We start from the raw sequence: 13,275 nt of genomic DNA, 5'->3' as shown, positions 1-13,275 counted from the left end.
TAAGGATTCGATTTTGAATGATGTCAGTATCACTCTTGTTCAGCTTGAAGTTGAATACAAAAACAAACAGAAAAACCTCGCTCTGGTTTCGGATCTTTTAGATGCTCAAGCCTCTGTCGGTGACATTACTTTGCTACCAGAATTGTTCTCTACGGGTTACATCTTTAACCAAGCGTCAGAAGTTCATGAGCTGAGTGAAAACTTCGCCAATAGCCAGACTATTGATTCTTTGTCGCGATTATCAGCAAAGCATGAAACCTTGATTGTTGCTGGTATTGCAGAGGAAGACCAAGGTCAATATTACAATAGCGTTGCTGTTATTGATGGAACGGGGCTACGCCATAAATACCGAAAAGTCAGTCAAACCAAATTCGATAAGCAGTATTTCTCGAGAGGGGATGAACACCTAATGTTTGAGCACAAAGGCTTAAAGTTTGGTGTCGCGATTTGCTTCGATATTTGGTTCCCAGAGATCATGAGATCTTATCAGTCGGTCGACGTTATTCTTCATCCAGCCAACTTTGGTGGTCACCACAGTTTTGCCATTGGGCAGGCGAGGGCATTAGAAGAAGGTTGCCACATTGTAACGTGTAACCGTGTTGGGCAAGATGTGGTTGATGCGTTTACCGCAACGTACCGTGGTGGAAGCCGAGTTTATTCACCAAAGGGAGACTTAGTACTTCAATGTTCGGATAAACAGTCGGTTGAAACGGTGAGCATTCAAGACCTATCTCTTGCTCCTCAATATAACGGCGTTGATGTGTTAGAAGAAATAGAGCAGATAACGTCTGCGTTGAGTCGTTAGAATGGCGTAGGATCGAAAAGGGGCAAGGTTAGATAACCTTGCCCCTTTGTTGTTTTAGTCTGCTGCTTTGGTCTGTTGAAAGAGCGCTATATTGCTTTTACGCTGCTTCGTTCCACTAACGTCGGTTCCAGTTCAACAACTTGAGGATACGCATCCGGTGTTTCGAGTCGGTTTAATAGCGTGTCTACAGCGGCTTTACCCAAACGATGTTTTGGCTGGTGGACAGTGCTTAACGCCGGTGTCATGTACTTCGACAGGTGGATGTCATCGTAGCCAATAATAGACAGATCATTCGGAATCGATGTGCCATCTTGCGCCGCCGCATGAATCACACCCATTGCCATCATATCATTGCTAACAAACAGTGCGCTAGGCATTCCACCACGCGCTTTCAATGTTTGGTAAGAATCAAAGCCGCCATCACATTCGAAGTTCGATTCTACAATCCAATTAGGGTTGATCTCTAAATTTGCTTCTTCCATCGCTTGCTTGAAGCCTTGATAACGAGACGAAGCTTGGTTGCGGTGCAGTGGGCCTGTGATACAACCAATCTGAGAATGGCCATTATCGATTAGATGCTTCGTTGCCATGTAGCCACCTTGATGCGAGTTATCTTGGATCTTGTCGCTGGCAAACAGCATAGGGCCCCAGTCCATAACCACAACTGGCAGTTCTGGGTAACGTTCAAACACATCGATATGTTCACCTTCAAGGGTTGAACACATCAGCATTAAGCCATCGACACGCTTTTGCAGCAAAGTATCGATAGACGATTTCATACGCTCGCTGTCGCCTTCGGTGTTACATAATATGAGGTTGTAGCCTTTTTCGTAGCAACGACGTTCAACCCCTTTCACTACTTCACCAAAGAATGGGTTGGTCGAGGTAGTAACTAACATGCCCAAAGTTTTGGTTTGCTTCATTTTCAAGCTACGAGCTAATGCAGAAGGCGCGTAGTTGAGTTCTTTAGCCGCACTGTTAACACGCTCAGCTATCTCTTCACTGACAAAACGTGACTTGTTGATCACATGGCTAACGGTTGAAGTTGAAACCTTTGCTAGCCGAGCGATGTCTTTCATTGTTGCCATAAAAAATCCTTGTGGGAGTAACTTGCCACGCTGCGCGATATTCTGCCTGAAAACAGGGGCTTATGCTTAGTTATTTCTAGTTTGAAAACTAACGACTAAGCCGATAAACGTTCTGCTAAAAACACGTCTGTTTCAGCACGGCTTGGAATAGAGGTTTGAGCACCAAAACGAGTCACTGAAATTGCCGCCGCAGCGTGAGCAAACTTAATCGCTCGTTCTAATGGCATATCTTCAAGTAAGCCTGTCACTAACGCGCCGTTGAAGGTGTCTCCGGCTGCGGTGGTGTCTGTTGCTTCTACGCGGAAGCCTGCGATCAATTCACCTTCACCGTTTTTACTTACCCAAACACCTTTAGCGCCAAGCGTGATCATTACCGTCTCGATGCCTTTAGCGTGCAGAGCCAAAGCAGCTTGGTGAGCCGATTCATTGTCTGTCACGGTAATGCCAGTCAGAACTTCTGCTTCGGTTTCGTTAGGTGTAATCACATCAACACACGCTAACAAGGTATCCGATAGTGGGCGAGCAGGTGCAGGGTTTAGAATGACGCGAGTTCCGCTTTCTTTTGCCACTTTTGCTGCGTATTCAATGCCTTCAATCGGTGTTTCAAGTTGAGTCAGCAGGTACTTAGCACCACGAATTTTCTCTAGATGTGGTTCGATTTGATCGCAAGTCAGCTTGTTGTTGGCTTCAGCTGAAAGACAAATGCTGTTTTCACCTGTTGAGGATACTTGGATCATCGCAATGCCAGTCGGGGTGTTGTCTGCAACGATAACACCGTCGATGTTGATGCCGTCTTTGGCGAAATCTTGACGGATGTTGATGCCAAATGGGTCGTCACCGACACAAGCGATAAAGCCGATATCTGCGTTTAATCGCGCAGCAGCGACCGCTTGGTTTGCGCCTTTACCGCCAGGAATGACCTGATAGTTACCGCCAATCAAGGTTTCACCCGGACGAGGGAACGAAGGAACTTGCAGTACGTGGTCAGCGTTAACGCTACCTAAAACAATCAGTTGAGTCATGATACGAGCCTTATGATATATCGTATTTGAAAATGCATGGGTCTTTCTCATTACGTTAATTCACATTACGTTAATTCTCGTTACGTAAATCGCTCGCCTTGTTAGACGGCGTATGAGAAACAGCGATGCACTGTCGGTATTTTTGTTTTTGGTCTTGAGCCAGCGAGCTAATGAGCAGGGAGATAGGGGACTCCCTGCTTAAATTAGATTCCAGCGCTAAACTGAGTGATTAAATAGAGTTACTTAGCGATGATTTTTAGAGGTACTGGTACGTACTCGTCTACTGTTTCGCCTTTAAGCACTTTGTCTGCCATCTCGATACCTAGAGAGCCGATTAGGTCTGGCTGTTGTGCAACGGTTGCGCCAAGTAGGCCACGGTTAACTGCTGCGATGCCGTCTTCAGTGCCGTCGAAGCCAACGATCATTACGTCTTTACCAGATGCTTGAACTGCGCGAAGTGCACCTAGTGCCATTTCATCGTTCTGAGCGAATACTGCTTCAACGTCTGGGTTCGCTGCAAGTAGGTTTTCCATTACGTTCAGACCTTTAGTACGGTCAAAATCAGCAGGTTGGCTTGCTAGAAGCTCTAGGCCGCTGCCGTTTACCGCGTTCATGAAGCCTTCACCACGTTCACGAGCTGCAGAAGTACCTGCGATGCCTTCAAGTTGAATTACTTTCGCTTTTTCGCCCACTTTTTCCATAATGAAGTGACCCGCCATTTCACCACCGATTACGTTATCAGATGCGATGTGGCTCACTACGTCACCACGGCTTGCGCCACGGTCTAGTGTTAGTACTGGGATGTTAGAGCGGTTAGCCATGCGAATTGCGTTAGACACAGCATCTGAATCTGTTGGGTTAATCAGGATTGCCTTAACACCACGAATGGTTAGATCTTCAATGTTCGAAAGCTCTTTGCTTGGGTCGTTTTGAGAATCAAGAACGATAAGCTTGTAGCCTAGCTCTTCAGCTTTCGCTTCTGCGCCATCTTTCATGGTTACGAAGAATGGGTTGTTCAATGTAGACAGAACGATTGCCATTGTATCTTGCGCCTGTGCAGACACAGATACTGTTGTAGAAAGAAGAGCAGCAGAAATAAGAGTCGCTAATTTTTTCATGGTGTAAGTCCTTTGTGTAGGGTGAGCTAGGAGGTGAGTCCTAGCTCGTAGTTACATTATTTATAGATTCTAATATTTAAAGGTAAAGCAGGGTGTTACTTGTATTAACCTAGAGTGTGAATAGGTTTTATTTGTTTTTGTTGTCGACCAATACCGCCAGAAGAATAACCACTGCTTTTGCAATCATCTGGTAGTAAGAAGATACGTCTAATAGGTTTAGGGCGTTGTTTAGGAAGCCGATAATCAATGCACCAATCAATGTGCCCATGATGCGGCCACGACCACCCGCTAAGCTTGTGCCGCCAAGAACCACGGCTGCGATAGCGTCTAGCTCATAACCCATACCTGCGGTTGGTTGAGCTGATGACAAACGCGATGCCACGATGATGCCTGCGACTGCTGCTAACAGACCACAGATTGCGTAAACGCCGATTTTTACTTTGTCTACGTCGATGCCTGATAGGCGAGTTGCGGATTCGTTGCCACCAAGAGCGTATACGTAGCGACCAAAGCGTGTGTGGTTAAGTAGGTACCATACTGCTGCGAATACCACGACCATGATCCATACTGGAACTGGGATGCCCATTGCATAGCCGGTACCGAACCAAGCGAATGCGTCTGCTGTGTCTGTGAAGCCAGTTGAGATAGGACGACCATCTGTGTAAACCATGGTTACGCCGCGCAGTAGCGTCATGGTCACAAGCGTTGCGATGAAGGCTTGAACCTTACCCTTGGCAATAATTACACCACTGATAGCTCCCAATGCTGCACCTGCTACAAGAGCGGTTGGCACTGCGATCATCACAGGGATTTCCATACCAATCATGCTGGCTGCGAATGCACCACAAAGCGCAAGTACAGAACCAACACTCAAGTCGATACCCGCGGTTAGGATAACCAGCGTCATACCCACAGCGATGATCGCGTTAACCGAAGTTTGGCGCAGAATGTTCAGGATGTTGTCGACAGTAAAGAAGTTCGGGTTTAAGAAAGAAACGACAACAATCAGGAAGATCAAAGCAATCAATGACTTTTGATCAATCAGCCACTCTTTGCTGATTAACGGTTTTTTCTTTGGAGCTTCAGTTGTTTTGCTCATGGTTTTAGTACTCATGCTGCGTCCTCGTTGATCTTTTTACCGACCGCACACGCCAGTAATAATTCTTGGTTTGCTTCTTTAGCATCAAATTCACCGCTTACACGGCCTTCATGCATCACCATGATGCGGTCACTCATTCCTAACACTTCTGGCATTTCAGATGAGACCAAAATAATGCTCATGCCGTCGGCTTTAAATTTATTAATGAGTTGGTAAATTTCTTTCTTAGCACCGACATCGACACCACGTGTTGGCTCGTCGAGAATCAGTACTTTTGGTTTGGTCATCAAGCCCTTTGCGATAGCCACTTTCTGTTGGTTACCACCAGATAGGTTGCCAATAATTTGTTCGCGAGTCGGGGTTTTGATGTTGAATAGCTTGATGAAGTCATCAACCGCAATCACTTCGTCTTTATGTTGGATTTGACCGCTCTTTGTCAGTAGATCAAGCGAACATAGCGACATGTTCTCTTTAACAGAAAGCCCGAGAACCAAGCCGTCGCCTTTACGATCTTCAGAGATGTAAGCAATACCATTGGCTAAGCCATCTTTCGGGCTTACAGGGTTGATGGTTTTGTTTTCTAGGTTGATGACGCCGCGCTCACTTGGAAGGGCACCGTAAATCACTTTCATCAGTTCGGTACGACCAGCGCCCATCAGGCCAGATATACCTAAGATTTCACCGCGTTTTAGCGTAAAGCTCACATCGTGAACACCAGAGCCGGTCAAGCCGATCACCTCAAGGCAGGTTTCACCGTGGCTTTGTCCGATACGTGGATATTGTTCGTCTAGCTTACGGCCAACCATCATCTCAATTAGGCCGTCTTCGTCGGTGTCTTTTACTTCACACTGACCGATGAACTTACCGTCACGAAGTACCGTGATGTCATCGCAAATCTCAAAGATCTCTTTCAAGCGGTGAGAGATGTAAACAATGCCACAGCCTTCAGAACGCAATTCGTTAATGACCTTAAACAGAGATTCAGTTTCGGTATCAGTTAGTGCATCGGTCGGCTCATCCATAATGATGACCTTAGACTCAAACGATAGGGCTTTCGCGATCTCTACCATTTGCTGCTCACCAAGGCTCAATTGCCCTAAAGGTGTTTTCGAACTGTGTTTCACGTTAAGGCGTTTAAGTAGTTTGTCGGCTTCTTGGTACATCTCGTTCCACAAGATGCGACCCATGGTGCTCGTGATTTCACGACCTAAGAAGATGTTCTCGGCGATGGTTAACTCAGGGATTAGATTCAGTTCTTGGTGAATGATGCTAATACCTGCTTGTTGAGAATCACGCGGCCCTTTAAATGCTGCAGGTTTTCCTTGGTAGGCGATAGTGCCGCCGTCCAAGTGATAGATACCCGTAAGCACTTTCATTAGTGTTGATTTACCCGCACCGTTTTCACCCATTAACGCCATTACGCGTCCTGGATAAACGTTGAGGCTTGCCTTATCCAGTGCTTTAACACCAGGGAAGGCTTTCTCAATTGAGCTAAGTTCTAAAATGGCTTGAGTCATGTCGGTTCCTTTACTCGGGGCCAGTTGTATTTGGTTGTGTCTGTGTTTGGTTTAGCTTTTTTTTAAAACGTTACGCCAGCTTGGAAAATAACATTTGCGTATGGTGTACATTCCCCAGTGCGAATCACTGCACGGCTATCATGGGTGCGCTGTTTAAATTCTTCATGAGTGATGTAAGTAATCGAAAGCGATTTGCCACAACGTACTTCTTCTGTCTTGATTAAATCAATCAGTGATGCGTGATGTTCTGGGCTTACTTTCGCAAACTCTTCTGCAATCACAACGCCTTCAATTTGAGATTCATCTAATAGGGTTTTTACTGTTTGTTGAAAGCTCGGTACACCATGAGTCAGTGCAAGATCAATGCGAGTTACGTGGTCTGGAATCGGCAGGCCCGCGTCACAAATCGTGATTTCATCTGTGTGGCCAAGCGTCGCCACTAGGTAAGAGAGTTCAGAGTTTATTAGAGTACTTTTTTTCATATCACGACCTATCAAAAAATAACGCTTAATGGGTTGAGAACAACTCAAGAAAAAGCCATCGAAACGTTTCGATAGTGATAATAGTGTCTGATTTATCATTTGCACGTTTGATTGTTTTAGAGTGTGATAACGATCATCGAAACGTTTCGATGGTGTGTTTTTTGGTGATCTCAGTCAACGCCATTGATTGCATAAATTTGGCTACGTTGGTTCAATTGATAGCACATAGCCAAACTTACTGATGGTTATTATCTGGACATTTGGTGTTCTCAATCGCGCGAAGACATTGCGTAGGTTATAAACCACATTAGCCAGAGCATGAGGTGACGAGAGATGCCCGTCCCAACACACATCAACAATATGCTCTCTTGAAACCGGCCTTCCAATATTTTCTATCAGCAAACAGAGCACTGCCAAAAGGTGAGGGCGCAACGTTATTTTGTTTCCCTGTGAGTTAGTGATAGTTCGAGCGTCGATATCAAGGGTTAAGCCGTTGAGGTTTATGGTGTGGGTCATCGTGTTTCTGTTCGTCTTCTTTTGAATGGTGGAGATTGATTGGGTAGTTCGTTAGGGGTGCTAGTAATTCAAAGCGCGCGGATTATGCGAAATAACACCACTCTTGAAAGTAAGCGTTCGTAAGTCTGCGCAAATAAAATCTAAAAATGGGATGGTTTGAAAATTGAGTTGAAGGTTTTATTTAGAAAAGACGTATTTTTATTTCTTTATTATTCATGTGTTTATTTGGGTATTACTGATTGTGTTGTTTGAAATGACAAAGTGATTACATTTTTATTTATTTTTTTGTTTTCTGTGAGCTTAACCTGCTTGCGAATTCGACGGGGTGTCGGATAACTCTAACAAGATTGTGCAGCAGAGGAAGGCGTAACAATCTTGATTTGCAATAAGTAAGGTCAAGCAGTAATGAACAACAAATTAATTTTAAGCATCGCGCTGATGTCAGCCGTGGCGGCAAGCAATGTAATGGCATCCGATAGTGGTTTTTATCTAGGTGGTGCAATCGGTACTTCTGGTATTGATGATGGAGGGTTAATTGATTCTCAAGCTCCTGTTACTTTTAAAGCAGAAGACAATACTTACCGGTTAATTGCTGGTTACAAGTTTAACCGCATTGTGTCGATTGAGGCTCAATATACAGACTTTGGTGATATTGCTCTTAAAACCAATTCTGGAGACAAGGTTTTCACTTGGACACCTCAAATCTTTTCTGTAACGGCTAACCTTGGCTACACGTTTGATAATGGCGTGCGTCCATTTGGTACGATTGGTTTATCTACGATTGACTTAGATATGGAGCTTGCAGATGGATCGCGACCATCAGGTAATGGATTTGATGATACTGGTGATGGAATCCGCATGGGAGTTGGGGTTGAATACACGCCACCAACCATGTCTGCGTTGAGCTTCCGATTAGCGTATGAGGCTGATGCTTTTAATGTTGATAGTTATGACTATGGATATAAAACTGAAAAGACAGTTGTACTTGATTCGTTCTACCTTGGTGCGATGTACACCTTCTAAGTTTCACACTTTGTTAAACGGTAAATCGGTTTCTAAATGGGGCGTCGGTTGGCTCAACCCGTTTGGCTAAAGTGGAAAGCCGCAGTTTTGAACTGCGGCTTTTTTAATGCTTATCTTTGGTGAATCTTGAGTGAGAACATCATCGAATCGCTAGGCTTCACGGATATGCGCAGTAACAGAGACGACGGCATGATCAGTACTGAATTGGTCGTGTTCAAAGCTTGGATTGATCAGGTGATGCTCTAACACTGTGTAGCGAGAGATCTCCATCAAGCTTGATGAGTTCTGGCAATCAAACTCGTTCGACATCAAAATGTAATCTAGTACAGACCCTGAAGCACCGTAGTAATGGGTTGGTTTACGCTGCTCAAGCAAGTCTTCTTCATGCAGTTGATGATAGAGATCCCAACTGTCTCTTAATCGGAAATGTAATAGCCAATGTTTGCTCGCTTCATCTCGATTCAATGAATAGCTGAGTAACCCTTTGAACTCATCGTTGAATAGGGGCTTGTTAAAGTCGCCCATCAATACAACTGGTTGATCAGTTTGGTAGCGTTGATTGGTGATGTATTTATGCAGCATTTGAGCTTCTAGACCACGTTGAACACTCGATAACCACGATCCTAGTTGTTCCTGATGAAGCTTAACCAAGGCGTCGCTTTGCGGCTTTTTATCTGTTGAACTGCCACTGGAATCTAGCGGTTCAGATTTGGGTTCGGTCGGACGCTGAGATTTGAAGTGCACAACATAACAATCGGTCGCGCCTAAGTGAGGCAGAGTAATGGTCGCGTGGACAGGCGTTCGGTTGAATGAAAATTTGTCGCTAAGGTTGAATGCTGTCAGTAGTTTCGAATCTGGCGTAACAGGCTGCACGTTTTCAATTGGATAGCGCGATGCAATACCAACGACAGGAGAGGTGTACAGGTAATCATCTTCAACATGTGCGCTATCGACCACTGCAAAGTGAGGGTAACTAAGCTCATTCATCAATTGTTCTAAAGATTGCGGGCTAAATATCTCTTGGAAGCCGATCACATCACAATCTAATGAACGAATCGCTTCAGCCATCCAATGTTGCTTCTTTTGCCATTCTTCGAAGCTGTAGATGTTCTCAAAATCATAATAAGCATTCGGTGGCTCTAGATAGTTCAAAAGGTTGAACGTTGCGAATGTTATCTGGTTTGGTTTGTTCAAAGTGTCATTCCATTTAGACCTAGGCAGCAAGGATACTCCAGTAAAGTATAGTTTGTTGATTATTTAGAACCTAAATTTCACTTTAGAAGTGAATTAAAGAGAATTTAAGCCGTGGAGGCTTGTGTCATTCACGCTAGACTAATATAAGTGCTTCTGCCTTCCCCCGTACTTTCCAACGCCACTAAACTAATCAACGTAATCAAAGCTAACGGCATCCTATAACTTCGAGCGGTGACGAGTAATTTGTAAATAAACCGTCAGAGATGGAGTGCTGATGGTTTTATTAGTTATTACATGATGTTAGATTTGAACCTATACTTGTTTTAACGGTGTGCATTCAAAGCCGGTTAATCAAGTTGAATATCGAATTCATAACATTTGAAGGGAGAGTCAAATGGGAACAGATTTCCGAAGCAAAGCCTCGCAGCGCACTCAGTTTTTCAGGTCTAATTTGAAGTCATGTGCAGTCATGCTGCCGCTTATTGCTCTATATCCCTCCGTTACACACGCTTCTGATACCGAATCAACACCTGCTGTCACCGTAATTGAAACCACACAACTGGTTGGTTTTGGCGAAGCAAAATATCCAGCCGACTTCACTCACTTTGATTACGTTAATCCTGATGCGCCAAAGCAGGGCAAAGTGACTTATGGCAGCATAGGTACTTACGATAGCTTTAATCGATTCGGTTCTCGCGGCGTTGCTGCAAGTTATACTGGAGAGATCTACGATACCTTGATGTTTTCTCCGAGCGACGAGATTGATGCTTATTATCCATTGATCGCTTCAAAGGTTCGCTACGCCAGTGATTTCACTTGGATGGAAATCGATATCAACCCAAAAGCTAGATTCAATGATGGCGAGCCTATTACGGCTCATGATGTGGCATTTACCTTTAATAAGTTTTCAACAGAGGGTGTGCCTCAGTACCGTGTGTATTACAAAGAAATTAAATCAGTTACCGCGGTTTCTGATTTAGTGGTCCGTATTGAGATGGATAAGCCAAACCGCGAGAAGTTGTTTAGCTTTGCCCAAAGTACCCGCGTATTACCAGAGCATTATTGGAAAGACAGAAAACTGTCTGAGCCTCTAAGTGAGCCACCTGTAGGAAGTGGCCCATATAAGATCATCAGCTATAAATCGGGTCAAAGCGTGACTTACGGTTTAGATGAAAACTACTGGGCAGCCGATCTACCCGTTAACGTTGGTCGTAATAACTTCAAGCAAGTGCAATACGATTACTACCGTGACGACACCGTAATGCTGGAAGCCTTCAAAGCAGGGGAGTTCGATCTTCGAACTGAGAACTCGGCTAAGTTTTGGGCAAACTCTTATACAGGCGCGAACTTCGACAAAGGCTACATCATCAAAGAAGAGATTAACCATGAGAAGCCTGAAACGACTCAAGGTTTTGTCTTCAACATTCAATCCCCTGTGTTTTCTGATCCTAAGGTGCGCGAAGCATTAACCTACGCGATGGACTTTGAGTGGATGAACAAGAACATGTTCTACGGTCAATACAAACGTACTCGCAGTTACTTCCAAAACACCGACTATGAAGCGAAAGGCTTGCCAAGCGAAGCTGAAGTAGCGTTACTGTCTCAATACAAAGATCAGATTCCACCGAGAGTTTTCGCAGAAGAATTCCAACCTCCGGTCACCGATGGTAGCGGCCGTATTCGTAGCCAAATGCGTACAGCTTTCAAATTGTTGAAAGAGGCGGGTTGGGTGCTGAAAGACAAAGTCATGACTAACGAAAAGACCGGCAAGCCGCTGTCATTTGAGTTGTTGATTTACAGCCCAACTACGGAACGTATTGCAACGCCTGTTCAGAAGAACTTGAAGCGCATGGGTATCGAAATGAAGATCCGTACCATAGATACGACTCAGTACATCAAGCGCCTTCGTGATCGTGATTTCGATATGGTGTCTTCGTCATTTTCTGCAAACCCATATCCTAGCCCGAACTTAATGATTGTTTGGAACTCTAACTACATTGATTCTACTTACAATACTGCAGGTGTGATGGATCCAGTGGTTGACGCGTTGACAGAACAAATCGCGAGCAACCAACAGAACCCAGAAAAGCTCCTGACTTTAGGTCGCTCACTAGACCGAGTATTGCAGTGGAATTTCTACAACATCCCTCAATGGCACGTTGGCGAATATCGCGTTGCAATGTGGGACAAGTTTGAGCGTCCGGATGTATTACCTAAATACGATTTAGGCATCGATACATGGTGGATTTCGGAAGAGAAGGCAGCTCTGCTTCCTGAAAAACGTCGCTAGGAGTTAGTTAGCATGGCCGCGTATATATTTCGGCGTTTACTGTTGGTGATCCCCACGCTGTGGGCGATCATCACCATCAACTTTTTTATTATTCAGATCGCGCCAGGTGGTCCGGTAGAGCAAGCCGTGGCTCAGTTAGAAGGGCACAACTCCGGTATCATGGAGCGCTTTTCTGGTGGTGGACAAGAAGTTGATTTAAGCGAAAGTGACCAAGCGTCTGCCAGTGGTTATAAAGGCTCTCGCGGGCTTGATCCGGAAGTGGTAGAAGAGATCAAAAAGCAATTTGGTTTTGATAAGCCGATTCACGTCCGCTACTTCGATATGTTGAAAAATTACGCGACCTTTAATTTTGGTGAAAGCCTATTTAAGGGCGGCAACGTGATTGATTTAATCATCGAGCGTTTACCTGTCTCCATTTCCTTAGGGTTGTGGAGTACGTTAATCATCTATGTGATTTCGATACCCTTAGGCATCATGAAGGCGATACATCACGGCTCGCGCTTTGATATTTGGTCGAGTGCGGTGGTGATTGTTGGTTATGCGGTGCCGGGATTCTTGTTTGCGATTATTCTGATTATCTTATTCGCGAGTGGTAACTACTTCAGTTGGTTCCCATTGCGCGGGTTAGTCTCGAGTAACTTCGACCAGCTTAACTGGTATCAGCAAATTGGCGACTACTTCTGGCACTTAGCGTTGCCTATTTTCGCCATGGTCATCGGCGGCTTCGCCACGCTCAGCATGCTGACCAAAAACTCCTTCCTTGATGAAATCAATAAGCAATATGTGGTGACCGCGAGAGCGAAAGGTTTGGACGAGAGCAGCATTCTCTACAAGCACGTTTTCCGTAACGCGATGTTGATCATTATTGCCGGTTTCCCAAGCGCATTTATTAGTATTTTCTTCACGGGTTCTATGTTGATTGAAGTGATGTTTTCACTCGAAGGCATTGGTCTACTTGGCTTTGAGTCTACCATTCAGCGAGATTACCCCGTGGTATTTAGCTCTCTGTATATTATGACCTTACTTGGCTTGGTGCTGAGCATTATCTCCGACCTGACGTATACCTGGGTTGATCCTCGAATTGATTTTGAAGCGCGTTAATGGCGAATGAATAACAAGGT

Annotated in this window: 12 protein-coding genes; 4 read left to right on the top strand and 8 right to left on the bottom strand. The window is 44.8% G+C overall.

Features of this window, described 5'->3' with window-relative positions:
- Positions 1 to 13: 13 nt before the first annotated feature.
- Positions 14 to 805 (top strand): carbon-nitrogen hydrolase family protein, encoded by a 792-nt coding sequence (locus tag QQ041_RS17420; protein WP_285954609.1) that lies wholly within the window; start codon positions 14 to 16, stop codon positions 803 to 805.
- Between the two features lie 86 nt (positions 806 to 891).
- Here QQ041_RS17420 and QQ041_RS17415 read toward each other — a convergent pair whose 3' ends face one another.
- The 7 genes from QQ041_RS17415 to QQ041_RS17385 form a co-directional block, all read right to left on the bottom strand.
- The gene (locus QQ041_RS17415; protein WP_285954608.1) at positions 892 to 1,893 is read right to left on the bottom strand and encodes a substrate-binding domain-containing protein; all 1,002 of its coding nucleotides are present in this window, start codon (positions 1,891 to 1,893) and stop codon (positions 892 to 894) included.
- A 95-nt stretch (positions 1,894 to 1,988) separates the two neighbouring features.
- Positions 1,989 to 2,915, bottom strand: coding sequence for a ribokinase (gene rbsK, locus QQ041_RS17410; protein ID WP_285954607.1), 927 nt, complete (start codon positions 2,913 to 2,915; stop codon positions 1,989 to 1,991).
- A gap of 239 nt (positions 2,916 to 3,154) precedes the next feature.
- The gene (rbsB, locus tag QQ041_RS17405; protein ID WP_048660336.1) at positions 3,155 to 4,033 is read right to left on the bottom strand and encodes a ribose ABC transporter substrate-binding protein RbsB; all 879 of its coding nucleotides are present in this window, start codon (positions 4,031 to 4,033) and stop codon (positions 3,155 to 3,157) included.
- Positions 4,034 to 4,160: 127 nt separating this feature from the next.
- Complete coding sequence (rbsC, locus tag QQ041_RS17400) at positions 4,161 to 5,147, bottom strand: ribose ABC transporter permease (protein ID WP_017082395.1); 987 nt, start codon at positions 5,145 to 5,147, stop codon at positions 4,161 to 4,163.
- Complete coding sequence (gene rbsA, locus QQ041_RS17395; RefSeq protein WP_285954606.1) at positions 5,144 to 6,649, bottom strand: ribose ABC transporter ATP-binding protein RbsA; 1,506 nt, start codon at positions 6,647 to 6,649, stop codon at positions 5,144 to 5,146. Before rbsA ends, rbsC begins: the two co-directional genes overlap by 4 nt.
- A 62-nt stretch (positions 6,650 to 6,711) precedes the next feature.
- Positions 6,712 to 7,131: a D-ribose pyranase gene (gene rbsD / locus QQ041_RS17390; RefSeq protein ID WP_146490154.1), complete on the bottom strand. Its 420-nt coding sequence runs from the start codon at positions 7,129 to 7,131 to the stop codon at positions 6,712 to 6,714.
- A gap of 201 nt (positions 7,132 to 7,332) precedes the next feature.
- Positions 7,333 to 7,647: a winged helix-turn-helix domain-containing protein gene (locus QQ041_RS17385; protein WP_285954605.1), complete on the bottom strand. Its 315-nt coding sequence runs from the start codon at positions 7,645 to 7,647 to the stop codon at positions 7,333 to 7,335.
- A gap of 405 nt (positions 7,648 to 8,052) precedes the next feature.
- On the opposite strand from QQ041_RS17385, the gene QQ041_RS17380 reads away from it, so the two are divergent.
- Positions 8,053 to 8,670: a porin family protein gene (locus QQ041_RS17380; RefSeq protein ID WP_048663435.1), complete on the top strand. Its 618-nt coding sequence runs from the start codon at positions 8,053 to 8,055 to the stop codon at positions 8,668 to 8,670.
- 150 nt (positions 8,671 to 8,820) lie between these two features.
- On the opposite strand, the gene QQ041_RS17375 is transcribed toward QQ041_RS17380, so the two are convergent.
- Positions 8,821 to 9,864 (bottom strand): endonuclease/exonuclease/phosphatase family protein, encoded by a 1,044-nt coding sequence (locus tag QQ041_RS17375; protein ID WP_285954604.1) that lies wholly within the window; start codon positions 9,862 to 9,864, stop codon positions 8,821 to 8,823.
- 394 nt (positions 9,865 to 10,258) lie between these two features.
- Here QQ041_RS17375 and QQ041_RS17370 point away from each other — a divergent pair, with 394 nt between their 5' ends.
- Together QQ041_RS17370 and QQ041_RS17365 are read left to right on the top strand one after the other, a co-directional pair.
- Entirely contained in the window at positions 10,259 to 12,154 is a 1,896-nt protein-coding gene (locus QQ041_RS17370) for an extracellular solute-binding protein (RefSeq protein WP_285954603.1), read from the top strand.
- Positions 12,155 to 12,166: 12 nt separating this feature from the next.
- A complete protein-coding gene (locus tag QQ041_RS17365) occupies positions 12,167 to 13,255 on the top strand; it encodes a microcin C ABC transporter permease YejB (protein WP_004730359.1) in 1,089 nt (362 codons plus the stop codon).
- The last annotated feature ends 20 nt before the right edge of the window (positions 13,256 to 13,275 follow it).

Origin of the sequence: Vibrio sp. TMPB1044, from assembly GCF_030442075.1 — a bacterium.
GTDB classification, from domain to species: Bacteria; Pseudomonadota; Gammaproteobacteria; order Enterobacterales; family Vibrionaceae; genus Vibrio; species Vibrio satsumensis.
The sequence above is the reverse complement of the archived record's forward strand: the minus strand, read 5'-3'. Positions and strand labels throughout refer to the sequence as shown.

Excerpts from the sequence above, each read along its gene's own strand:
- rbsC (WP_017082395.1), bottom strand. The coding sequence starts at position 5,147 with ATGAGTACTAAAACCATGAGCAAAACAACTGAAGCTCCAAAGAAAAAA.
- QQ041_RS17380 (WP_048663435.1), top strand. The coding sequence starts at position 8,053 with ATGAACAACAAATTAATTTTAAGCATCGCGCTGATGTCAGCCGTGGCG.
- QQ041_RS17365 (WP_004730359.1), top strand. The coding sequence starts at position 12,167 with ATGGCCGCGTATATATTTCGGCGTTTACTGTTGGTGATCCCCACGCTG.
- QQ041_RS17370 (WP_285954603.1), top strand. The coding sequence starts at position 10,259 with ATGGGAACAGATTTCCGAAGCAAAGCCTCGCAGCGCACTCAGTTTTTC.
- rbsA (WP_285954606.1), bottom strand. The coding sequence starts at position 6,649 with ATGACTCAAGCCATTTTAGAACTTAGCTCAATTGAGAAAGCCTTCCCT.
- rbsK (WP_285954607.1), bottom strand. The coding sequence starts at position 2,915 with ATGACTCAACTGATTGTTTTAGGTAGCGTTAACGCTGACCACGTACTG.
- rbsB (WP_048660336.1), bottom strand. The coding sequence starts at position 4,033 with ATGAAAAAATTAGCGACTCTTATTTCTGCTGCTCTTCTTTCTACAACA.
- QQ041_RS17415 (WP_285954608.1), bottom strand. The coding sequence starts at position 1,893 with ATGGCAACAATGAAAGACATCGCTCGGCTAGCAAAGGTTTCAACTTCA.
- QQ041_RS17385 (WP_285954605.1), bottom strand. The coding sequence starts at position 7,647 with ATGACCCACACCATAAACCTCAACGGCTTAACCCTTGATATCGACGCT.
- rbsD (WP_146490154.1), bottom strand. The coding sequence starts at position 7,131 with ATGAAAAAAAGTACTCTAATAAACTCTGAACTCTCTTACCTAGTGGCG.